This is a genomic window from Fibrobacter sp. (assembly GCF_017545445.1).
In the GTDB taxonomy this organism is placed as follows: domain Bacteria; phylum Fibrobacterota; class Fibrobacteria; order Fibrobacterales; family Fibrobacteraceae; genus Fibrobacter.
This window is the reverse complement of the sequence record NZ_JAFWOM010000175.1, coordinates 72,499-96,380: the sequence shown is the minus strand read 5'-3', so window position 1 is coordinate 96,380 and position 23,882 is coordinate 72,499. Positions and strand designations below refer to the sequence as shown.

At 46.7% G+C, this 23,882-nt stretch carries 15 protein-coding genes; 3 read left to right on the top strand and 12 right to left on the bottom strand.

What is annotated here, in order from left to right:
• Positions 1-64 precede the first annotated feature (64 nt).
• From IKG78_RS20150 to IKG78_RS20100, 11 genes are all read right to left on the bottom strand, one after another.
• The gene (locus IKG78_RS20150) at positions 65-1,960 is read right to left on the bottom strand and encodes a hypothetical protein (RefSeq protein ID WP_290947455.1); all 1,896 of its coding nucleotides are present in this window, start codon (positions 1,958-1,960) and stop codon (positions 65-67) included.
• Between the two features lie 264 nt (positions 1,961-2,224).
• Positions 2,225-2,737: a hypothetical protein gene (locus tag IKG78_RS20145; protein ID WP_290947452.1), complete on the bottom strand. Its 513-nt coding sequence runs from the start codon at positions 2,735-2,737 to the stop codon at positions 2,225-2,227.
• Positions 2,730-3,326, bottom strand: coding sequence for a hypothetical protein (locus IKG78_RS20140; RefSeq protein ID WP_290947449.1), 597 nt, complete (start codon positions 3,324-3,326; stop codon positions 2,730-2,732). Before IKG78_RS20140 ends, IKG78_RS20145 begins: the two co-directional genes overlap by 8 nt.
• A gap of 365 nt (positions 3,327-3,691) precedes the next feature.
• On the bottom strand, positions 3,692-6,409 hold the full coding sequence (locus IKG78_RS20135) for a helicase C-terminal domain-containing protein (RefSeq protein WP_290947446.1): 2,718 nt from the start codon (positions 6,407-6,409) through the stop codon (positions 3,692-3,694).
• Between the two features lie 13 nt (positions 6,410-6,422).
• Complete coding sequence (locus tag IKG78_RS20130; protein ID WP_290947443.1) at positions 6,423-8,192, bottom strand: Ig-like domain-containing domain; 1,770 nt, start codon at positions 8,190-8,192, stop codon at positions 6,423-6,425.
• Positions 8,193-9,554, bottom strand: coding sequence for a signal peptidase I (lepB, locus tag IKG78_RS20125; RefSeq protein WP_290947440.1), 1,362 nt, complete (start codon positions 9,552-9,554; stop codon positions 8,193-8,195).
• 12 nt (positions 9,555-9,566) lie between these two features.
• Entirely contained in the window at positions 9,567-10,331 is a 765-nt protein-coding gene (locus tag IKG78_RS20120) for a LytTR family transcriptional regulator DNA-binding domain-containing protein (protein ID WP_290947437.1), read from the bottom strand.
• A gap of 10 nt (positions 10,332-10,341) precedes the next feature.
• On the bottom strand, positions 10,342-10,779 hold the full coding sequence (locus tag IKG78_RS20115) for a copper resistance protein NlpE N-terminal domain-containing protein (RefSeq protein WP_290947434.1): 438 nt from the start codon (positions 10,777-10,779) through the stop codon (positions 10,342-10,344).
• 45 nt (positions 10,780-10,824) lie between these two features.
• On the bottom strand, positions 10,825-11,784 hold the full coding sequence (locus tag IKG78_RS20110) for a formylglycine-generating enzyme family protein (protein WP_290947431.1): 960 nt from the start codon (positions 11,782-11,784) through the stop codon (positions 10,825-10,827).
• Between the two features lie 22 nt (positions 11,785-11,806).
• Entirely contained in the window at positions 11,807-15,211 is a 3,405-nt protein-coding gene (locus tag IKG78_RS20105; RefSeq protein ID WP_290947428.1) for a hypothetical protein, read from the bottom strand.
• A 249-nt stretch (positions 15,212-15,460) separates the two neighbouring features.
• Positions 15,461-17,650, bottom strand: coding sequence for a glycosyl hydrolase family 8 (locus IKG78_RS20100; RefSeq protein WP_290947425.1), 2,190 nt, complete (start codon positions 17,648-17,650; stop codon positions 15,461-15,463).
• A 293-nt stretch (positions 17,651-17,943) separates the two neighbouring features.
• Here IKG78_RS20100 and IKG78_RS20095 point away from each other — a divergent pair, with 293 nt between their 5' ends.
• From IKG78_RS20095 to IKG78_RS20085, 3 genes are all read left to right on the top strand, one after another.
• On the top strand, positions 17,944-19,461 hold the full coding sequence (locus tag IKG78_RS20095) for an HD domain-containing phosphohydrolase (protein ID WP_290947421.1): 1,518 nt from the start codon (positions 17,944-17,946) through the stop codon (positions 19,459-19,461).
• Between the two features lie 13 nt (positions 19,462-19,474).
• Positions 19,475-19,825 (top strand): Hpt domain-containing protein, encoded by a 351-nt coding sequence (locus IKG78_RS20090; RefSeq protein WP_290947418.1) that lies wholly within the window; start codon positions 19,475-19,477, stop codon positions 19,823-19,825.
• A 227-nt stretch (positions 19,826-20,052) separates the two neighbouring features.
• Complete coding sequence (locus tag IKG78_RS20085; protein ID WP_290947415.1) at positions 20,053-20,949, top strand: hypothetical protein; 897 nt, start codon at positions 20,053-20,055, stop codon at positions 20,947-20,949.
• A 95-nt stretch (positions 20,950-21,044) separates the two neighbouring features.
• Here IKG78_RS20085 and IKG78_RS20080 read toward each other — a convergent pair whose 3' ends face one another.
• Positions 21,045-23,846 carry an ATP-binding protein gene (locus tag IKG78_RS20080; RefSeq protein ID WP_290947412.1) on the bottom strand — a complete coding sequence of 934 codons (2,802 nt, stop codon included), beginning with the start codon at positions 23,844-23,846 and terminating at the stop codon, positions 21,045-21,047.
• Positions 23,847-23,882 lie beyond the last annotated feature (36 nt).

Genomic DNA, 23,882 nt, shown 5'->3' with positions numbered 1-23,882 from the left:
CAAACACAAGAATACAAAACACCCTCGCAGAGACGAGGGCGTTGTAGAGGTCCATTGCAAGTTTTTACGCTTGTGGAGCGGCAGCTTTCTTACCCAAGACCTTGATTTCGCGAATAAAGGACAAATCCAGCGAGAAACGTTCTTCCTTGCCGCTTTCCTGGATTTCGACCATCGAGGGGGATTTCGCAAGGTGGAGCGCATGGACGTAGAACATTTTCTCTTCGAGCTTTGCGTTTCGCTTGGTAGTGTCCATGATTTTTGCAGCAAGCGGAGTACCGACGGTCTTTGCGTAACGGAGTACCTTCACCAAGTCAAACGTACTCAATTTCTGATAAACGCTTCCATACTTGGTAGAATCCATTGTCGCCTGAGCCGACGCTTCATCCGCATCATCCTTCAAATCATAATCGATTTTCTTGGCATCCGGCCATGCAATCGCGAACTCGGCACGCCATTCGTCGAGAGAAGCCGGCGCACGGTTTTCCGTCGATTCACCCACATACGGGAAAAATCCGTAATTTTCTAGAATTTCAAACGCACGAGCTTCCCTTTCTGGATTCAAGATAAAGCCGTACCCCGGAATGTATTCCTCGGTGCATTCCATGAACTGCGGAAAGCGAGAAAGTTCACTCAGCACTTCTACACTTTCGACCTTCAGGAGTCGGGCCGTACGAACTTTAGCTCCATAGAACGACGCATTCCATTCGGCAAGTGTCGAAGAGACGTTCTCAGGAGGCTTAATCCAATTGCGGAGATTCTCGACTTCGGATTCCGGGAAGCCACACTTGAGGCCAGCCACATACGTCTCTTTGTCTAGCGTAAAGCAAAGAAATGTTTCGTCATTCTTGACTTTCGCAAGGCATGCGAGAGAGTAAAGCACTCGCGGTGCCATACCTGTCGAAACAACCAAGTCAAAATTCGGAAGAGAAGTGAGATTTGCATCAGGAATAGAAGCAATAGAAGTCGCAAGCCAATCCTTGCCCGACTGGCTCAGCACCACAGAAGTAACCTTCCCTTGAGCCATGCGGAAATCGACAAGGCCCAAAAGCCAAAGTTCGCAAAGTGGACGCGGCAAAAATTCCCAAGGCAAAATTTTGCACTTTTCCTGAATGCGGTAAGACGGGTCCATCACCCAGAAGAGGAGGGCCGCATCGGTAGCCGAAAGACCATCACCCAAATAGTTCAACAAGCGGGCACAAAGATCGCGATCTCCATGGAAACGTTCCTTAATCCACCATGAAATCACGTCCTGATGCAAGCGGAAACCGTTTTTATGAATAAAATCAATCGCCGATGCGGAGGGGAGCAAGAACGTATTTTCACGTTCAAGCCAGCCGTTCTGTACGAGGAAACTGAAGATAAGAGCGATTTCATGTTCGCACGCTTTTTCGGACGCATGACGAGCCGAAATAAATGATTCCGCACAAACTTGACGGCCACGACGATGCAGCGTTCCATTGCTATTGACACGAAGTTGCTTTTTCTTAGCATTGGCAAGCACAACACAGATATGCCAATCTAAGAGGTTCTGGTACGATACCAGCGGAGACGATGTATCAATTTCGCCTTCCGGTTTGACCTCAAAGCACCCGATAAAATCGCTAAACCCTATGTAAATAGGAGTTCCACCCACGAAGGAACGGTAAATGACGTATTCGCGGCACATCGAAAGTAGGAACGTCTGGAGTTCGCGGTTCTTGCTCACAGGAACCGACAGTCGAAGTTCGTTAAAGGCAAGCCCTCTGGATCCGCTGTTGTATATCAAGTTCAAGCAGCGACGCTGCCACAATTCCATCTTGGCAAACAAGCCCGCCACGCGATTTTTGTCAGAATAGAACGACAGCGTTTCGGACTGGATGAGAGCATTATTCAAAAGTCCCTTTTTGCCGAACGCATTAGCATGGGCGTTGCGAAGCAAGGGCTTGGACATACCATCAAAAAAAACGTTTAAATCAAACATTATGCACCTTAAAACAGGATGCCAAATATAATAAAAAACGGGCTGTTAGTGAAGGGGCTACACACGTGAACAGGTGTGAGATAGACGAAAGAACGCTGCTACGCAGCTACAGACGACAAATGCGTAAGGCGAATGTTGCAGGGTAGCTCGCTGACCTATAACTGAGCCAAGCATTTGGTACTTGTACAAAGACGAGAGAAATTTAAGCAGTGGTTAGGGGGAGAGCGTCATCCTCGACCGTCAGGGAGGGGATCCAGTGAAGTTTTAGTGGTTAGCTGTTGGCATTTTAGCCAAGGAATCCAGAAGGCATTTTTTGCTCTCTGGACTTATCTCATCATAGAAACTCTTCAATTCCTTAAAAAGATGCTTGCAGTTCGGATCCATTTGGCATGTGTAAATTTCAAGAATCACATCCATGTTATCATCCCAATGGCACTCCGTTTTTGATTCTACGCTTGTAACTGTAGCGGTTTTGTCATTTCCAAAACTAGAGACATTACTGTACCAAAAAAATGCACAATAAATAAAAACATCTAACCAGATAAGAACGATCCATAAGCCTTTAGGGAAAAAGCGACTTTTAAAATTCAACAATTCAAAAAACAGAGCAATCGCGGCATACAAGAGTATCGGTCCAGAAATACATAGAATCACCCAATCCGCTTTAAAATACCCTAAGGATATTCCCCATATAATTCCATAAAATTTTACGAACACACCAAAACAGAGTGCCAAAATACAGATGGAAGACAATATTCTTGAAATCATCTTAATCATGCCACCCTTTGCAAAGAGCATCTTTCAAATACAAGTCGTTTATATGAGAATGATCTAATTCTTTAACAACGAGTTTTTTAGAAAAAGGATTGTTCTCTACGACAAAATCTTGGGCTACAATATTAGGGGTAGCACCATAATAATAAACAACATATTCATTTTTCTTTTCGTATATAAAAAAATAGAGAGAACCGTCACCGTTCCAATATATCCAACCAGGATAGGGTTTGTAATAAGATATCAAAGGAAGTTGAACAGACGAATTAAGGTCTTCATACAGAAAGACACCCTTGTCCTTGATTTCCTTAAAATCATGATAAGATTCTAAAGTTCCAAAACCTTCTTCATGTACATAATGATAAATTTTCTTGTCTTCAATAATGCAAGGCGGATAGTCATCTTTATCCTTCAAGGATACCAGAGGATAGCGAGATGTCGTTATTGAACGTCTAGGTGAATAGCACATTGCCAAAACCAAGCATTGGAATAACGCAAATAGAATTACGCCAATTCTTGTAATATCCTTCACAAGCGAATATCCAAATGAATCCACTTTTGCTTCAGTGCTTTTTTCTTCTTGATTTGACAACGGGGACCTTCTCGAACTTTATAAACCGCTATTACAGAATATACAAAAAAATCGTTTGTTCCGATATAAAAAGGAGATGCCGGCACAAAGGCCGGCATGACAATGCTCTGGATCCTGCTCCTACGAACCTAAACGATACTCGCCACTTTAGTGGCCTAGTAGAGTTATGCTCTTTGAGTATAATTCAACTAAGGGGCTAAAGCCCCAAGTTTCATATATCGACTTCGCTCAGGATGACACGTTGTTCACTTCGGCGGGCTCAGTGAACTTGAAGCGAGCCCCGAAGCCGCATTACATGCTCTGGATTTCCTCCCCTGTTGTGCTTCGCACTCTAGGGTCGAGGATGACGGTTTCCCAAAGCCGATTTATTTCACGAATCTCAGGATATCGTTCACGGAGCCTGCAATGCGGTGCTTGAAATTCCAAATACGGGAGAACGTCTTGCCGTAGCGTTCAAGAATCACGCGGTTATCCAGAATGAGAACCTTGCCGGAATCAGAATCAGAGCGGAGGAGACGCCCCATGCCTTGACGCAATTCCGTATAAGCTTCAGGAACAAAGTAATCCTTGAAGAAATTCTTGTTCGTATTTTTCATTTCGTTCGTGATGCCAGCGACAAGCGGATCCGTCGGATTCGGGAACGGGAGTTTTGTGATGACGAGCAGCTTGAGCGCATCGCCTGGGAAATCAACGCCTTCCCAGAGGCTCTGGCAACCGAGCAAGCAAGCACCGCGTTCCTTGCGGAACATCGCAACGAGACCGTCAAGCGAACCATCGACATGCTGGCAAAGCAAAAGCTTGTTGCGTTCGGCAAATGCCGGAGCAAGTGCGGCCTGAGCCTTCATCATTGTCGCAACACTCGTAAAGAGCACCATCGTATTTTCTTCGATAGCGGGGAGTACCTGCAAAAGCGTATCATTCAAAGCGTCGCCAAATTCCGAAGCCGAGGGTTTCGGAAGGAACTTTGCAATCATCACAGAGCGGCGATCATTCACATCAGACGGTTCCGTATAAATGCGCACGAACGGTTGCTTAATCGGTCTGAGTCCGTCCATACCCATTTTTTGCAAGTAGTACGTCAAATCGGACTGTACAGAAAGCGTCGCCGATGTAAACGTTGCAGACTTGATCCACGGATAGAATTTTTCTTTCCAGATACTACCGGAATGGAGCGGGAGCGCATGCAGCTTGATTGTATGCGGATTGAAAGGTTCTTCCATGTAGAACACCCAATCCGCACGACCGGCCTTTACAACAAATTCAAAGTCCGAAATGAAATGATTTATTTCGGTCATGCGGCCTTCGAGATCGTTCACGACACCCTTAAGAGAATCGTTATTTGCAGTAGCGGCAACCAATTTTTCCGATAAAGCACGAGCATTCGAATACTGTTCCAAGAATGTAGCCGGATCCGCCTCGAATTCCGCAAGAATGCTTTTCGTATAAGAGAAACCACTGCGTCCATTTTTCTGCTTCGCAAGTTTCTTGCCAATTTTCATGAAGAAGCGATGCAAAGCCTTTTCGGATTCGGTCAAAGCCTCGACGAGTTTATCGCAAAGTTCGTGGAGTTCCGGCTGTTCTGCCGGGATACGGCTTGCTATTTCTGCAATAAGGCCATCGCCACCCGCCTTGGAGGGTTCAAGCGTCTTCGCAATATTCCTGAATCCGAAGAACGAGATGGAGCGGCCAAACACTTGATTGCTGATTTCAGGCAGGCGATGCGCTTCGTCAAACACGATATGTTCGTAAGATGGAAGCAAAGCAAAATCGAGCTGCAAGTCCGAAAGGAAGAGCGAATGGTTTACAAGCACCATGTTCGCATTCATTGCCTTGCGCTTTGCAATGAGCGCCGGGCAGTTTTCGTGATGCGAATGATTTTCGCCATTGCAGCAAGAGGCACTGCACGAAAGCTTGGACCAAAGCACACGATTACGGCTCTGGCTAAAGGAATTGCATTCGTTGATGTCGCCCGTTTCGGTCGTGAGAACCCACGGAATAAGCGCCATAAAGGAATCGCGTTCTTCAGTGGAGAGGAGCGTTTGCGGATGCATCAGCAGTTCTTCGAACTTGCGGAGGCAAAGGTAGTTATCGCGGCCCTTCAAAATCGCCGGGCGAAGTTCGCCATTGTAAATCTTAGCGATCTGCGGAATGGATTCCGTCCAAAGTTGTTCCTGCAAAGCACGTGTCGCAGTACTGATAATCACGCGTTCGCCCGTAATAGCCTTGTTCGCGGCTGTAATCAAGTAAGCCAAAGTCTTCCCTGAACCGGTCGGAGCTTCAAGCACGCAAAGGCCACCCTTGTACATGTTGCGTTCCATGACAGACGCAAAATCTTGCTGGTTATGATGCGGTTTGTAATTATCCAAGACGAACGAAATAAAACCGCCTTCTTTAAAGAATTCGCTCACACGCGGAGCCTTGGACTTGGGCAAAGCTTCTAGAGCAGGAGCTGTAGGCAACTTGTACTTCGGTGGAGCAAGCGTCTCGACGTTCGAAGTAAAAAGCGTCTCGTAACCGGAACCCTTGGCAACTTTAGAAAGAGCATCGTAAATCCACGGATCCATCGTAAAAATTTTTTCGAGAGCCTTTACGAACAAGCGTCCACAAGCATCGGCATCTGGCAATGCACGGTGGGCACGGCTACGTTCAATTTCAAGTTCCTGCACCAACGTATCGAGACGATGGTTCGGGACATTCTGGAACGCAATGCGAGAGAGCGTGAGGGAATCCCAAAACACATGGGAATCATAAGAAATCCCAACTTTCGAGAAAGTCTGCTTCAAGAACTTGGAATCAAAGAGGGCGTTGTGCGCCACCACCGGGAGATCCCCGATAAACGAGCAAATCTGACCGGCAACCGTCGCAAAATCGGGAGCAGCATCCAAATCCGTCTTGCTTATCCCCGTGAGCGTTTCAATGAACGGGCGGAGTTCCGCAGAGGAGGGCTTCACTAAGAAATCGAGATTATCTTTCGGTTCGCCATTTTCAAAGCGAACAAGTGCAACCTCAATAATTTCATCCTTCTCAAAATCGAGACCTGTCGTTTCCAAGTCAAGCGCCACAAATGCGGGAATCTTTTCCATCTTTTTCCATCCTTTAAGGCAATGCCGGCAAATTCGGCATCAGTTGTTCCAAATCGTTCGCACCACTCTTCAGTTTCAACGTGTCAAGCGGAGCTCTCCATGCAGAACCGTATTTAAAGGGATATATAGATCCACCATTAGGCAAATCCGACCCCTTGTCTGCATAATAATAGTCAATAATGTACCCGCCCTCAACAAGGTCATTAAAAGAAAACACCCCATGAGCGGAACATTTTGCAAATTCAAACTTTCCAGTCTCCACAGATTTGAGACGAACAAGAGCATCCGCCTTTGCACCGGGGATTTTACCCACAAGCGATGCTAGTTTCAACTTGGAAATCGTTTCGAACTGGAGTTTGCGTTCGTACTTCGTCTGAATCACAGTATCGCGGACTCCATTGCTATCTGCTTTGGCAAGCGTCGTATCGCGGTAGCCACGTAACAAACTGAACTTGGTATCCGTAGGCCACGGTTTTTCACGCAACACCACATAGCGGATCGGATCCAGTTTTTTGACAGAAACAGGAACAGTATCCTTACCTTCGACTAAGAAGAACATGTCCTTCAGCGAATCCAAAACAGGCTTATTATAAATCACGACCAAGGAATCGTCCGGGAAGGCATTTTTTGATTTGCCCATCACTTGCACCATTTGGATAGACGGAGCCAACGTATCAGCGGACATTTCCTTCCATTCAATTTCAGCGTAATTCCTTGCAGTGTCCAAAGCATGAGAAAGCGAATCCTTCGCATTTTTACAAACAAACGTGTAAAGAATTTCATCTTTCGGTTTCGGGTCAAAATAAAACCGAGGAACATTTGAAGTCCCGAGATAAGCAAACCGGGGATAAAGCGTATCGCCATCCCGCGATGCTAGATAACAGTTAGAAGTATCCGCAAAAGCAGAATCAAAATATACGCGGCGAGTAAAGTTCGCTTCGAGTACGTTCGCAAACGGTTGCGTTACGTTATCCATCTCCAAGAGCGAAGTATCTTGATTGACAAGGGCAATCCATAAAGTATCCTGAGTAGATTCCGTGAGTTGCAAATCCGAAACCCAGACACCCGCAAGTTCCGAGGAAGGCTCGATTTTGTGGTTGCCATTTCCATCGACAAAAGCGATAACGCGGTAACGCCCTGCTTTAAGCCCCGTAAGCGTAAAGTTTCCAATGCTATCTGCGGCTGTGAGGTAAAGCGGTTCTTCTTTCGTGAGCATCGGGAGTGAATCCAGCACTTGCGTTACCGTATCACGGTACTTCTGCAAGTAGCGTTTCGACTCGCGTTCCGACCCCATCAAATAAAGACCCACGCTCGGATACGACTTTTTGCGGACAAGAGAATCAGGAACCATCACACGTCCAGTAAGCGTAAGCGAGTCAATGATAGCACCCGTCGAGAATACGACTTGGAACGGCTTTGCAAGCGCATTCCCGCGCAAGTCCTTGATGCCACCCGCAAAAGTGACCGTGTAAGTCGTCCCAGTATCAAGTTCCGCACGCGAATAGACTTCAAGCGTTTTGCCGTGAACTTCGTGCTTCAATTTTTTTTCAATCGGAGGCGAAATGGAAATCGCGCCACGCGGAATCGAGGCGTTAATCCACTCGTCAAATTCCAGTTTCACATAAAGTTCATTCGGATGGTTTGCAGTATTTGGTGCAGGCAAGACTCCCGCCACACGCGGCGGCAGTTTGTCTTCGGGACCGCCCGTCGGAGCCACTTGCGTTGCGCAAGCGACAATCATCAGGCATGACACCAAGAAGTATGCGACCTTCGAGAACTTCATTTATTTAATCAAGTCGATAATTTTGCCAATACGGGTGTAACGGATGCGGAACGGAATTCTCCACCAGGTAAACGGATTACCGAAAGCAAATTTTTGGTCATCATTATCAAAAGAGAAGTAGATGACAAAAGCCTTTGCACGAATATTACGAAGCGAGACAACACCCCAATAACGGCTATCGGCGGAATTGTCACGGTTATCGCCCATCATAAAGTATTGCGGATACTTCACAACGTAACGGTCGATTTTTTCGGAACCCAGATAAAGGTTTCTCTGTATTTCGAAATGAGGCTTTGCAGCAGCCTCCGGCGAAACCGTCGAATCACCAGATTCTGGAACTGAAGTCGAAACCATATTCAAACGATTCACATTGCCTTCAAGATCCTGAAGAATCGAGCCTTCAAAAGAGACGTAACTTACAAGACGAGAAAAGCCGCGGTTATTATCCACATCTTTCGGGTCTATCAACGGCAAAAAGCCAACCTTTGCAAGATTTTTGAAATAGCTGAACGGCATTGCCCCCGACAACGTATCGCCAAGCGTAAGGCGTTTCTGAACTACAGTCTGGTTGCTGGAAAGCATCGCATTCAACACAATACCACGGTCATTTTCAACCGGGAACCTGAAATCATTAAATACATAATTGTTGTTTTCGCGACCATCACGCAATAGCGAAAGATCAAGGCTCACGGAGGAATCCGGATTTTCCTGTGCCACCAACGAACGCAGCCACCAAAGCTTTATCATCGGCAAAGAATCGACGTACAGCGTATCGCCCACGGAAGGCACAACAAATTCTGCGACCTCGTCTCTCGGCGAGAGCGAGCGAACGCTCGCCGTCCACTTTCCAAACGCAGGGAGCGAATCCTGACGCTTGCCGTTCAAATAAAGTTTGCCGCCATGCACCGCAACAGGATCGCCACTCACGGCAACGCAACGCTTGATGTAATCCTTTGGGCCATCAGCGTAATGCACTAAACGCGGCTGACCTTTTTCGGGAGAATGATCCCAGTAATAGTTGCCAAGCATCAACGCATTGAACAAATGCGTATAACGCTTGGGATTGTTATCGGGATATTCAGGCTCACCCGGATAGCGGAAAATGACCACATCGCCATGCTTCGGTTCTGCATACCCCGGAAACTTCTGGTTCGAGAAAGGTATCGGCGAACCATACGTAAACTTGAGGCCCAGCAAAAAGTCTCCCGTCTTGAGAGAATCTTCCATAGAACCGCTCGGGATCTGGAACGCCTGAATGACGTACTGGATTACAATAAGCGCAAGGACAACCGGTACAATAACTTCACGAGTGAACGATTTCAAAAAAGTCTTTGCTGATTTCTTTTGAGGTGTCTGTTCCATCAAAACTCCAAATTACAAACTCTTCACAGTTTTTACAAAATTACGGCTCACGGTAACCTGCGTCCTGTTCTTGTCGCGAAGAACGACACACAAACGACCCGCTTCCGTCTTTCTAATTTCAGCGATGTAATCAATCGCTACCAAATGTGCACGGTGAACGCGCACAAACTGACGCGGATCCAAACGTTTTTCCAATTCTACGAGCGTCTGGTCAATGACGTACTGCGCTGTAGTCGTGTAAGCCGTCGTATATTTTTCTTCGCTCTGGAAACGGATAACTTCGTCCATGTTCACAAGCAAAATGCGGTCGGGCAATTTCACTTGTAAACGCTGCATATAAAGCGAACTTGAACTCATCAATTCCCTAAACTTGTCCCACGAAAAATCCGCCGGAACCCCCTGTCCACTTTCGTACGGCATGCGTTTGCGGAGTTTCACCATCGTCGAAGCAAGGCGCTCCGGGTCAATCGGCTTCAGGAGGTAATCAACCGTATTCTCTTCGTAGGCACGGAGTGCAAAGTTATCGTAAGCGGTCGTAAAAACAATAAGCGGAATATCATCTTCGTTCAGTGTCTTCAAAACTTCGAACGCATCCATGTCGGGCATCTGGATGTCAAGGAAAACAACATCCGGATCAAGCTCGTGGATTTTAGCAATCATCTGCGCACCGGAAGACGCTTCGCCCAGAATTTCAACTTCGCCAGAATACGCTTCGAGCAGAGAACGCATGCGTACACGTGCTAGAGGTTCGTCGTCGGCAATCAAAGCTGTAAACATATATCCTCGCTCACTTTTTTAATTTTTTATAAAAACGGACCATCACGTACTTCATACCGTCTGCATCACGATAGACATCGCCCGATTTCATAAATACCAAATTTCCAACTTTATCACGCTTGAACACCCAATAGAGCATACCAAGAGAATCTTGCGAAACAAGCATCTTTACGACACTATCGGCATACACAAACGATCCGCGAAGCGTATCGACATGCATGGAATCCTTCAAAACCTTTTGAACTACCAAAGCACTGCTATCCTTGTGCAAATCCATGTCGATTGCACGCAACTTGCAATCATCACACGGCAAACGGCCCGAATAATAACCAAAGACATCCGCAGGAATTTCCACGGGAGGCAAATCAGGAAGCCGTTCCGATTTTTCTTCGGAACACCCCCAAAAAAGACCGCAAAGCAAAGCGGCTAGCGCACAGGCGTACTTCATGCGCAAAATCTAAAAAATTTCAAACAAGGCAAAAGGGAGGGGACCTTAAAAACCGGTAGAATAAACCAGTCTAAAGCCTAGAGTCGTCTTGGCGTCGGCAGGAGCAAGTTTTTCGCGTTCCTTCGGAGCCAGTACGGTTACCTTATCCGACCATCCGCCACCGCGAACAACGCGGTACGTTCCCTTTCCAGGCCCCACGTAAATACTATCGCTTACCGTTTTGGGATATTCATCGTACCAGTCATTTACCCACTCAGCAACATTTCCGGCCATGTCATAAAGCCCAAAATCATTGGGCAATCTTTTTGCCACCGTATCAGGTCCTGTAGTTTGTCCATAATAAGCATATTTCGTAGCAATGTCCGCATCCCAATAATAAGTCGTGTTTGTTCCGCCACGAGCCGCAATTTCCCATTCATTTTCAGTCGGAAGCCTAATCGCATTTGCAGAATAATCAATGGTCAAATCGACCAAATTAAAATCGCCTGAAATGGATTTATAAACATACGCGGTATCAAGACCGGAATACCTCGAAATGGCATTGCAAAAGAGAGCCGCTTGAAACCAGCTCACATTAGAAACCGCACGGTCTTCGCCTTCCTTAAACTGTTTCGGCAAATCTCTCATGATCAACTTGTAAATCTTTTGAGTCACCTCGGTTGTCGTCATTTTGAATGAATTCACTTTAAAATAGTTTATTCCACGCGGAATAGAGGCATTGGGAACTCGCACCCATTCAAACATGCTAAAGAACGTAGAATCAATTACAGAATCTGTACTCGATGAAGAATCGACATCAGAATTTGTACTAGAACTCGGTTTCGTACTTGAATCAGAATTTGGCACAGGCTTTGTTTTGCCATCATCAATAGGGGATATATATTCGCCTTCAACAGGTTCGCCATTGGCCGTACATGCAACAAGCGAAGCAAGCACACAAAGCGAAAATAAAAGCGAGAAAAACGCCAACGGTAAATAAGTGAACTTTATTTTGTTTTGACGCATAACTCGCCTCCTTGTTGAACGATTAACGGACTACGCCCACGCGGTAAAGCTTCTGTTTTGTCTTGCCGCTTTCGAACTTGACTTTCAAGCGGGCCGTATAAACATCACTGCCCAAATCACGCAAGTCAAGATCGGATTGATTCATGCCGGCAACACCATCCGGGATGTTCTTTTTGAACACGCACAAACCCGTAATGTCATAAAGTTCGAGCTTGATAGATTCCGGCTTTGCGCCAAGTTCCATGCGGACCTTCGCCTCGCCACCGCGAACCGGGTTCGGGTAAATGAAGAATTCCGAAATTTCGTCTTTCGCTTTTACAGCTTCGACATCGCCGAGCTTGGAAGCATCGAAGAACCCAGTGCGTTCGTTGCCACCTGCCGGGAGCGCCCATGCAGCGGCAGCTTTTTCGGCTCCGTTCGCAGCCTTGTCCAAGCGGAATGCCGTCACAGAATTTCTGTGGAATGCGTAAAGTTCAGGCCCCTTGGAGCCCTTGACCGCATCCGTCACGTAAATGCTCATCGGAACGACTTGTTCGAGAGAATCTACCAATTCGTAGCTGCCAGCCGCAATCGGGAAACGGTCCGAAACGCGCTTGCCCTTGCCGGTGTAAGCATAAACTAATCCATCATTGGACGGCACGAGAATTTCTGGAATTTTGTCGCCCGTGATATCGACAAGAAGCGGATCGCTATGGAATCCGACGATCGGCGCACCGCGGTTGATAGTCACCGGGAACCCATCTATCGGCACGCCAAAACGGTCAAGCGCATAAACAAGGTTATCACCGAGGAATACAATTTCCGGGTAACCGTCGCCATTGATGTCGCCAAGAGCAAAGCCAGATGTTTCGTCCTTGAGGCCGCTTGTACCATGGGTTCCACGCTTGTATGAACGGGACCAAAGTTCGGCCATTCCATCCAAATGATTCACGCGGACACGCCCACGGCTACCGACGAAAATCGGTTCAACTTTTCCGTCCCTATCCAAGTCCGTGCAAGCGACCTTGAAACTTTCACCTTCGCGCATCGGTGATTGAACAATATCTACAGAAGCATCGAGATCCCCAGCCGAATCAACGGTCAGTTGACGAATATTTTCCCAGAACCAAAGCCCATCTTCGCCAACAACCACAAGGCGGTCGTCCGATTCGTTCTTGTGCTTGCACACGGCCATATCTTGCGGCACGAATCTACGGAAGCCAATGCTCCCACCGCGTTCAAATTTTCCATTCTTGTTTTCGCGAGCATACACGAGCTTGGAATCCGTCGCAAACCAGACGATGCCGTTATAGACAATCGGCCCCACCATCGCCTTGTCAGAAATCTTCAACACATCTCTCTGCGGGATCATTCCCGTAAGGAACTTCGTGCGAACCAAAGCGTGTTCATGCAAGCTATACACGTAATTATCGTCGCTTGCAATGCCAACCAGCGGACCATCTCCAGAAGCTACGCGGTACAACGGAATTTCGCGTTTTGCTTCATTGCTGTTAAGCGACTTTTGCGTCACCACCGTATCGGCCATGAACAACGTATCGCCAAGAGCGTTCATCGCTTGGAGTGTTCCGTCTTCTGCGGCAAACACAATCGCCTTGCCCGTCTCGTCGTCTTCGTAATTGACGAACACCGCACCGCGTACCGCATTTGCAAGCCCGACATTTTTCGGGAACTTCGAATTTTCGATGCTGCCGTCATCAATGCTAATCGTCACGCTAATCACAGGAGCTGCAAAGTTCATGACACTATCGCCCATAAACGCATTCGCCGTTTTTTCGATGCGAGCGTTTTTCGGGACATCCACCGTTATCTTGATGCCCGTATAGCCGCCCTGCGTCGTCGCCGTATTCGCATAACCCGTCGGCTTAATCGTCTTCACCGTATCAAACTTTTTATCCTTGGCAAAACGCAAACTCGGCAACAAGTCCGCGCCGCTACCGTAATCATAGGAGTCTTCGCCAAGCGCATTTTTGAACGTCTTGCCGATACTCAGAACACCATCGGATTCCACAAGCGAAAGCCCGAACTGGTGGTCGCGATACTGTTCGCCGCCCCAAAGGTTTGCAGCCCCGTATTGCATAGATTCACGCAAGTACCAATCGTTCACCTTCCACACGGCAATACCGCTCGCCGGGAGGCCTGCATCGAAACTGTTTACGCCAAGCACAAGTCCCTCCGCCTTTTTCTTATTGCGCTCGCACTTGCCCTTGGTGCAAATGGAATCCTCGAATATCGTATAAAGACTATCGACAATAATTTTTCTCTTCATTGTCGTATCATTATTCGGTTTGGCCTCGCCGAGATATACTTCTACCATGCCGTCCTTTTTCCAAGAACGTTGGCGGTTTTCAATCAAGAGGTATTCGCTTGCGCTCAAAGCGACTTTCACAATTTCTGTGCCAAGGCCGCTACCCGCAGCAGCAATATCGACCGTCACCGGATGGCCCGCCGTAGGCCGCACTTCCTTGACCTTGGACCAGCCCATGTAAATGCGTTCCCACGCCGCAGGCAGCACCGGGAAAAATCCGTTGCCCGCATTGTAGCCCGCAAAGTCCATCATGTCGAAATACCCCAAACGCGAAATACCCTTTACAGCGTCATGGGTATTGGGCATACCCAGTTCGCGCCCGATTTGGTTCACCACAATGCCGTTAATGCCCCAATTGAGTCCGTCCTGCGAAGCCGTTTCGCTCACCACCATCATCGACTTGAGCGTATCGATTGCGGCACCTTTCAACACAATGCCGTTGTTCAAAGAATCCACTTTATCAATCACGACTCCCGAAAGCGTATCGGGTAAATAAATCCAATCGGCCCTCGAAATGTAAATATCCAAGAAATCGCCAGGCGTATTCGCACCTTTTTGTCCCATGCTCCCTCCGTCGAGGAGACGGCTTGCACCAGCATGGGCAATCATAAAGGCGCGCTTGGTATTAGAATTTTGGGGAAGCGGAACTTTAAACGGAGAATCTTCTGACTTGTGCACCGCCATCACGACATCATACACAAACTGCAAATAATCGCGACTGCGAGCCTCATCATACTCTGCCGTCTTTTCGCCTTTCATCTTCTGGGTACGATTGTAGTCAATCATCGGCTTATCGAGATTATAGGCCTTCCCATTTTCTGGGAACACTCTCGACTTGACGACAAGTTCGCCGCCACTCACCGCCTGATAATAGGAATTCGCAAAATCCAGATGCTTTTTCCAATAATGCTTACTCCCGCGACTGTCCGATGGGTCCAGTTTGTACGTCGCCGTATCGGAATCGAAAATTCCCGTTCCCGTCGTAAGCGAATTATCGTTCGGCGTTTCTTCCTTGAACTGCACGCGCAGCACAAAAACTTCGAGCGTATCCACTGCGTGCGCCAAAGACGCTAAAGAGAACACGCTTAAAAACAATGCGAAAAACTTGGCATTCAACTTCATGTGTATAATTTACTAAAACAGACGAGAGACGAGAGAGTTATGGTTAGTAAACAGTGGTTAGTAGGCAGTAGGAGGTGACGCTGGGTATGGGCTCGAGCCTACGGCCCTTGGGGTATGGGGTTATTGCAATTAGAACAGATCAAAGCAAGGCAACCTCATAGCCCAACGCTCCAGCGCTATTTGACAAACAAAAAAAGCCGGGGCTTCAAGCCTCGGCTTTTTTGCAATTCGTTTTCGTTGACCGAACGATTACTTCACGTTGACGCGGTTCATTTCAGAACCGACGCGAACGATGTAAGAACCCGTCGTCGGAACGTTGACGTTCATGTTATCGCTGAGAGCGATGCCAGAAGAAATAACCTTGCCCAGCATATTGTAAACGCCGAACGAGCTACCGGCCTTAATGCCGTTGATCTGGATCTGCATGCCGTTTGCACGGACGCTGAAGCTCGGCATCATAGAAACCTTGTAGATAGATTCAAACGGATCTTTTTCTACAATCTTCATGCCAGTGATCTTTTCGTAGTCAATCACCTTCTTAGATTCATCGAGGAATTCAACAGCCTTGATGGAGAGTTCACCGATACCGCCCTTGACATCCTTGACTTCCCACTTGAGACCCTTGATCTTCTGGAGAATCTGGAAACCTTCCGGAGCATTGTTACGGTCAACCCAATCGAGAATGTCGATTGCACCGTCCTTAGTACCGGTACCCTTGAAGCCGTAGCCATCCGGAGTCATATCATAGAGAACTTCCTTGAAATCAGAGGAGTTGTCAACATAGACGCCCGGTTCAGAACCAGCACCGGCATTTGAGACCTTATTCTTTTCGTTTTCGTCCGTAATGGTGTTGAGGATAGCCATGCGGATCGGACCAGAAGTCTTGGCCGTCACGCGGATATACTTGACACCGAGAGTCTTGAAGTCAACGCCGCAGCTATTGTCCTTCTTGCATTCGTCCTTCTTGAACGTGACAGCGATACCGGCAGACGGATACTTGAGAAGACCAGCCTTAGCCTTTTCTTCTGTCCATTCCGGTTCCGGACCAATTTCCATAGAAGCATGGACAAGGTAAGAACCATCTTCCATCTTGAAGATCGGAGAAGAACCAGAATCCGGAAGCATCTTCGTGCCAATGCCGAGCTTGTCATGGTATGCACCCCAGTTCCAGAGACCAGAAATAGCAACAGTCGTGTCACCGAATGCCTGCTGTTCACCATCACCAAGCTTGATGGACGGAGCCTTGGACGTATCCGGCGTGAACTTTTCAAAACCAGTTGTGTTGTAAAGGTTCGGCATGTTACCCGTCACGAGGAGGAGGTAAAGCATGTTCAAAGTAGCCGGATAGTACTTTTCACCCGGATTGTCGCCTTCGCCACACTTATCAGGCTTCTTGCAGCTCTTTTGTTCAGTGAGGACCTTATAGACCGTGGTCAAATAGGTCTTTGCTTCTTCAGTATCGAAAGAAGAAACAGCGAGGCCGAGACCGCCGGAGAACGTAGAGGAAACGAAGTTGCGGATATCGCTTTCATCCGCGATGTACTTTCCACCAGTATAAGCATAACCAGAGTTCACGCCACTAGCGGTACGGGTCGTCGGAATAAGCCAATCGACAACCTTCTTATTGAATGCCTGAGCCTTCGTATCGCCATACCAGTAATAAGCCCAAGCCATACGCCACGGAGTACGGGCAGCGTCATCGTAGAAACCGATGTCGTTAGAAACGGCTGCGCTGGTCTTTGTCGGCTTATGACCGCTCCAGTCACACCAGTCCGGAACAAGACCGGTCGTAGCGTCCTGGCAAGCGCTCAATTCGGTATAGGTCTGAGAAATCACGCTAGACCAAGAACCGCCGGCAACATCCTGGAAAAGCTGGAAGTTTGCCGTAGTAGAATAGCTCGGGTTGAAAGCGTCGTTCCACTGGTTACCCGGCTTAATCTTGTTGCCATTAATATCGTTAGTTGCAATCCAAGAGATGAGCGTCTTGGCATCGTTGAGGTAGGAGCCACCCCACTGCTTAGAAGCCATCACGAGAGCGAGAGCAGCATCGAAGTCAGCGTCAGATGCAGAACCAGAACCGCCGCTGCAACCCACACGCCAGTTCATACCGGCGCCGTTACCGCCGTTTTTCTTCCAGGTTTCATAGAGCTTGTTGAACACGGTCTGGTCGTCCATATAGACAGAAATCAACATACCGTAAGCAATAGCTTCGGAAACGGTAGAGCAAGTTCCTTCAGGAGCGAGAACCCAGCCCTGTGAAGCATCGTACCAAGCAGATTTCCACTGCTGGTAGTGTTGCTTAATCACATCCGTGTTGGCATATTCGATGATATTGCCGTGCGGATACTTCATGTTCTGCGGGAACGGGAAGCTTCCTGCAGATGCCGTTACTGCCGCGGCGGCAGCAAGGCCAAACATAAGTTTAACCATATTCTTCATATGAATTCCTTTTAAAAAAAAGATTTCACCCATCCATAATAAAAGATAGTTTGAAATGGTGTAAAAAAACAAGGCCACTTTTGTAAAAGTCTCTATAAAATGCGTAAAATCACACCTTGGAATACTCCAAACTGGTTTATCCCCATTTTAACACCTATTTTTTTGTTGTGATAGCAAGCATCAAATCAAATTGAATTTACATTTTTCTTACGATAAACCGTGAAATTATATAGATTATATTGAGTAATGGTATGTTGCGTTTGGGAAAGGATTGGGATATAAAGGAATTGGTTATGGATGAAAAACGTCCTCTTATACTGATTGTTGACGATGTAGCCTTGAATAGAACGCTGTTGTCCGACGTTCTCTGCGACAAATACGATATAATTGAAGCAAAAAACGGCAACGAAGCACTTCTCCTGCTCAGAGAAAAGACCTCCGAAATTTCTCTCGTACTTCTGGACATGGTCATGCCCAAGAAAGACGGAATGGAAGTTCTTTCAATCATGAACAAGAACGGCTGGATCAACGAAATCCCGGTCATCATGATTTCAGTAGAAAATTCCCATTCGCTCATTGAAGGCGCCTATTCGCTTGGTGTGACCGACTTTATCGGAAGGCCCTTCGACGAAATGGTGCTCTTGAACCGCGTAAGCAACACCATCCGCCTTTACGCAAAGCAAAAACATCTTTCGGATTTGGTCCTGAGCCAGATTTACGAAAAGACACGCAACAACAGCATGATGGTGACGATGCTAAGCCACATTGTGGAGTTCCGCAACGGCGAAAGCGGTATGCATGTGTTGCACATCAATACCATTACCGAAATGCTCCTGCACGAGATTCTGCACCGGAGCAAAAAATACAAGATTAATAAAGACGACATCGGCATCATCAGCACAGCATCGTCCATGCATGACATCGGAAAAATCACTATTCCCGATTCCATCTTGAACAAGCCGGGCAAGCTCACCCCCGAAGAATTCAACATCATGAAGGGGCACTCCCTCAACGGAGCCGTGATGCTCAATTCCGTACCGTTCGGCAAGGACGAACCGCTGATGAAGTACGCCTACGAAATTTGCCGTTGGCACCACGAACGCTACGACGGTCGAGGTTATCCGGACGGACTCAAGGGCGACGAAATCCCAATAGCGGCACAAATCGTCTCCATTGCAGATGTTTATGACGCACTCACCAGCGAACGCTGCTACAAAAAGGCGTTCACCCATGAACAGGCGCTCAAAATGATTCACAACAACGAGTGCGGCGTGTTCAATCCTCTACTGCTGGATAGCCTTGATGCAATTGCAGACAAACTAGTAACATCATTGCAGACGTTCGACTGGAACAAGCAAGCGGACAAGGATTTCTTCTACATTGCGGACACCATGATAAAGGACCAGAAGCACCCTATCTATAACCAGGCCTTCAGGCAGTTTATCAACGAGCGCAAAAAGAGCAATTTCTTTGAATCGATGCTGAACGACATCATCTTTGAATACACTTACTCCCCTTCAATAATGAAGCTTTCTACGAATGCGGCTAAAAAGCTCAATCTCCCGAAGACCATTATCGAAGACGAGAAAAAAGGCTCGCTAAATATCGAAAACGACAACTGGCAAAAAATCAAAGAAGCTTTATACAAGCAATCGTCGTCCAAGGACGAAACCATCCATGTCAACATGGACTTGACCATAGACGGTAACAAGGTTCCATGCAAAGTAATAGTTTTGCAAATCTGGAACAAGACACAAAACGAACCTCCAGTTCTCACGTCCGCTTATGGGCACATCGAAGTTTTACACTAGCAAGGATAAATTTATGACACTCTCTGAATTGTACAGTTCCCTTGGCGAATCTCTTAACGAAGTTCTCGAAAGACTCCGCATGGAATCCCGCATTGCAAAGTATTTAAAGCTGTTCCTCAGCGATCCAAGTTTTGAAGAACTGAAAAACGCATTTGCAAGCCAGGATGCAAAGACTGCATTCCGTGCCGCACACACGCTCAAGGGCGTTGCAGCAAACCTCGGTTTGAACAAGCTCTCCGCATCAAGCAGCGAACTCACCGAAGACCTTAGGCCGCTTGTGTTTACAGCAAATTCCCCAGCGCTTTTTGAAAAAGTCGAAGCAGACTACACCGTTGCCGTAGAAGGAATCAAGCAGCTGGAGTAGTGATTAGTGGTTAGTAAGCAGTGGTTAGTAAACAGGAATGAATTTAGTGGTTAGTATGCAGCAGTTAGTAAAACAGGGCGGCTTCGCCGCGATTATAAATCCTAATCACTAACCACCAACCACAAATCACTAAAATGATCCTCTCAACGCTTAAGAAACTTCTTCAACGCGTCTTCAAGCTGGGCTATGGACGCACCGAATGTTTTACAACAACAAGAACAAACTTTATGACTCCAGATGAATTGACGCTAACTAAAATTTATCATATTGGTGAAGCATATCTTTCTCTAGCTTACTATAACTTCAGCTCTTCTATAAGTAATGTTGTTGAATGTTTAAAAAAATGCTTTAGCGGTTCATACTTAAAAAAATTGAAGAAAGCAATTGCAAGCAAAGACGCAAAGGCTGCATTCTTTGCGGCAAAAGAGCTCGATAATTACACCCGGTATCTAGGCCTTATTACATTTGAACGTTCACTCGAAAATCTTATAAAAGACCTTGCGCCGCTTGAATATAATGTTAGTGCGGAAAATGATGGATATGGGCCGATTGCATGGACATCAAACACTCAAGCACTTTTTGAAAAAGTCGAAGCAAACTACATCGTTATAGAAGAATTGGTTAAACAATTAGACAAGAAAACAGCAAAGACAAACTTTACTGAATTAGAAGCTGAAATAGAATATGAAGAAAGGAAGAAACAAGAAAAACATGAAAGATGGTGTAAGCAAGACAGGACGCTAACTAAAATTTTTTCAATTGACGGATATTATGCTCAAGCTTGCGAAAACATCCGCTCTGTAGATCGTATTGTTGAATATTTAAAAACATACTTTAGCGGTTCATACTTTGAAAAATTGAAGAATGCAATTGCAAGCAAAGACGCAAAGGCTGCATTCTTTGCGGCAAAAGAGCTCGATAATTACGCCTACGGACTCTGCCTTAAAAAACTTGATAATTCACTCGATGAACTTGCGGACGACCTTGCACCGCTTGGACATACAAAAAATGCGGAAAATGATGGGTATGGACCGATTGCATGGACCCCAAATACCCAAGCACTTTTTGAAAAAGTCGAAGCAAACTACATCGTTATAGAAGAATTGGTTAAACAGTTGGAATAGTAGGCAGTAGACAGTGGTTAGTAAACAGGGCGGCTTCGCCGCGATTATAAATCCTAATCACTAACCACTAACCACCAACCACTAAACCGATGCTCTCAATGTTTAAGAAACTTCTTCAACGCGTCTTCGAGCTGGGCTATGACAATGGGCTTCGCGAGGTGGCCGTCCATCCCGGCTTCGATAGACTTGCTGCGGTCTTCATCGAATGCATTTGCAGACAAAGCGATAATCGGAATTCTTTTGTCCGGGAACATTTGGCGGATATTGCGAGTCGCCTCGAAACCGTCCATCACAGGCATCTGGATATCCATCAAAATGCAATCGTAATAATCCGGTCCTTTTTCTTTTAGGCGATTCACGGCAACAGAGCCGTCTTCTGCGGATTCAACAACGATACCAGCACTTTCCAGAATATCACGCGAGATTTCAAGATTCAATTCGTTATCTTCGACAACGAGAACCTTGAAACCTTCAAACGAAATCGTTTCTTCTTCGGAATGAGCAAAACGCACTTGTTCCACGGCTTCCGGATTTTCTTGCAACCGCATCGGAATACGAATTGTGAACTTGGATCCCTTCCCCACTTCGCTCTCAACTTCGATAGAACCTTCCATCATGTCGATGATGCGTTTAGAAATGGCAAGTCCAAGACCAGTTCCCTGTTGCTTACTGACCGTCGATGTTCTTTCGCGTGAAAATTCGTCAAAGAGATGCGTCTGGTATTCCTTGCTCATGCCAATACCCGTATCGTTGACGACAAATTCATACAACCCGTAACCTTCACGGTCTGACGGAATCTGCGTAATATCCACAGACACAAATCCACCCGAAGGTGTGTATTTCACGGCGTTCGACACAATGTTAATAAGCACTTGGTTCAATCGCAAGAAATCGACATACACGTAACGGTTCTGGATATCATGACGAACAAACTTAAATCCTACGTTTTTCTTTTCAGCAAGCGACTTTAGCATCGGCACATAGTCGTCGCCGTTTTCGTCAATATTGACGGGATTCAAATCCAGCTCCACCTTACCGCTTTCAATACGCGACATGTCCAACACATCGTTGACCAACGACAAAAGATGTTCACTTGAAAGTTTGGATTTTTTCAGACAATCTAAAGCCTTGGGCTTATCGTCGATGTTCTTGATGGCCATGTCAGTAAAGCCAAGCATCGCATTCAGCGGCGTACGGATATCATGCGACATGTTGAAGAGGAATGCACTCTTCGCCTTGTTCGCCAGCTCCGCTTTTTCAAGGTTCGCCATTTCGCGTTTCGTTTCGGCATCGACGCTATGGAAACCGGCAATCACATGATTCTTGAAATTTTCGTCCTTCACGAATTTAATTTGGTAGTAAACATCTTCGTCATCGAGTTGCAATCTAAAGTTCACAAAATACATGTGCTCGTTTTCGACCATTTCGAGAACTTTAGAAGGTTCCGTCGCCGCACAGAAAGACTCTCTATCCGCAGGATGCACAATGGTATTGACAAGGACATCGAGACGCGTTCCGAAATTGTCGATTTTAGACCAGCCCGGAACGTACTTTTCGAATAACGGATCAAAACGGTAATGCGCTTCGGCAAGCGTTCCATAATCGACATAGACGACACAACCGAAGTCATCGGACAAGCCTGAAATCACTGCCATATCGCGGTTTGCCACCGCTTGCCGTTCCAGTTCGGCCCGGTACTGGGCGTCAATTTCTGCATAACCGACAGCGATATTGACCGGTTCCTCGTCAATGTTTTCCGCTTTTGCCAAAGTCAGTTCCGTGTATTTATAGACACCGTAATAATCGCAACGGAACACGACAGAATAACTCTTGACCGTTGCAAGTTTTTTGCGAATCGTTTCAAGATTCGCCAATTCTTCCAGTTCATGACGGTCGTCCGGATGGACTCGCTTTTGAACGAACCTCAATAGACGGTTTACAATATCCGTGGAGCCATCGTTTTCACGCCCCTGTTCATGCTGGTAAAAAGAAACCGCGTTACCCGTATTGCTTTTGGTATTGAATAGATACAACCCAGAATAATTACGCGAAAGAATCTTGATAATGTTGTCGTTAAACTTTTCCTCGCGTGCCTGTTCGGCCTTTGCCGATTCTTCTTCATCAACGTTTTCGAGCGTGACCACGATACGGTTGTCTGAATCGGGAGTCCTCGCGGCTTTCAAACGATAAAAGACAGGCTGGCCATCAATTAGAAATCGGAAAGCCATCGAAATGGCACGGTCTTTTTCCAAAGCGCTCAACAAACTTTCTTTTCTGACAAAATCGCTTACGGCATTCCAGTCGTCACGATAAACGGCCTTTTCCAGAGCTTGTTCCAACCCTTCAAAAAAATCCCCGCCCGCTTTGATATCGAGCGTTTTCACGATGCCTTGTGCGTTGAACTCCACGAAGGAATTGTCATCGGTATTGACGTAGTAAATATTATCGAAGCCGTCGCCCAGCGTATTCGCGATGTTGGAATACTGTTCCAGTTCGCGCAAGTGCATTTTAAATTCGAGCTGCTCCGTCACATCAAGGCAGCACCCTTCAAGGCGCACTCCAGCCTTGTAATCGTTGTTTCGACCCCCGTGAATTTTTAAAAAGATAATCCCGCGAGTTTGGTGGTTCCAAGCGTATTCCAGTTCGCTCGTTTCACCATTCGTCATCAGTTCGATGGATTCGGCAAAAGCTTCGTAATACGAAAGGTCAATGTTGTTACACCATAAGTTGTAGAGATCTTCGGGGAGCGTTTCTTCGGGGAATCCAAGAATTTGGAGGAATGCACTATCGGCATACATTCTAGGAGATTTGCCGCTATCAAGTTCGATAGTCCACAAGCCAATGCCGGCACTCGATAGAATCGCATGTGTCAAGTTTGGTGTTTCTAGACTGTCCATGATAAGCTCTTTCTCCTACAAGAATCCCTTCAACAA

What these genes read in the sequence shown, in the direction of transcription:
- IKG78_RS20150 (WP_290947455.1), bottom strand. Translation starts at nt 1,960, where the DNA reads ATGTTTGATTTAAACGTTTTTTTTGATGGTATGTCCAAGCCCTTGCTT.
- IKG78_RS20145 (WP_290947452.1), bottom strand. Translation starts at nt 2,737, where the DNA reads ATGATTAAGATGATTTCAAGAATATTGTCTTCCATCTGTATTTTGGCA.
- IKG78_RS20135 (WP_290947446.1), bottom strand. Translation starts at nt 6,409, where the DNA reads ATGGAAAAGATTCCCGCATTTGTGGCGCTTGACTTGGAAACGACAGGT.
- IKG78_RS20130 (WP_290947443.1), bottom strand. Translation starts at nt 8,192, where the DNA reads ATGAAGTTCTCGAAGGTCGCATACTTCTTGGTGTCATGCCTGATGATT.
- lepB (WP_290947440.1), bottom strand. Translation starts at nt 9,554, where the DNA reads ATGGAACAGACACCTCAAAAGAAATCAGCAAAGACTTTTTTGAAATCG.
- IKG78_RS20120 (WP_290947437.1), bottom strand. Translation starts at nt 10,331, where the DNA reads ATGTTTACAGCTTTGATTGCCGACGACGAACCTCTAGCACGTGTACGC.
- IKG78_RS20115 (WP_290947434.1), bottom strand. Translation starts at nt 10,779, where the DNA reads ATGAAGTACGCCTGTGCGCTAGCCGCTTTGCTTTGCGGTCTTTTTTGG.
- IKG78_RS20110 (WP_290947431.1), bottom strand. Translation starts at nt 11,784, where the DNA reads ATGCGTCAAAACAAAATAAAGTTCACTTATTTACCGTTGGCGTTTTTC.
- IKG78_RS20105 (WP_290947428.1), bottom strand. Translation starts at nt 15,211, where the DNA reads ATGAAGTTGAATGCCAAGTTTTTCGCATTGTTTTTAAGCGTGTTCTCT.
- IKG78_RS20100 (WP_290947425.1), bottom strand. Translation starts at nt 17,650, where the DNA reads ATGAAGAATATGGTTAAACTTATGTTTGGCCTTGCTGCCGCCGCGGCA.
- IKG78_RS20095 (WP_290947421.1), top strand. Translation starts at nt 17,944, where the DNA reads ATGGATGAAAAACGTCCTCTTATACTGATTGTTGACGATGTAGCCTTG.
- IKG78_RS20090 (WP_290947418.1), top strand. Translation starts at nt 19,475, where the DNA reads ATGACACTCTCTGAATTGTACAGTTCCCTTGGCGAATCTCTTAACGAA.
- IKG78_RS20085 (WP_290947415.1), top strand. Translation starts at nt 20,053, where the DNA reads ATGACTCCAGATGAATTGACGCTAACTAAAATTTATCATATTGGTGAA.
- IKG78_RS20080 (WP_290947412.1), bottom strand. Translation starts at nt 23,846, where the DNA reads ATGGACAGTCTAGAAACACCAAACTTGACACATGCGATTCTATCGAGT.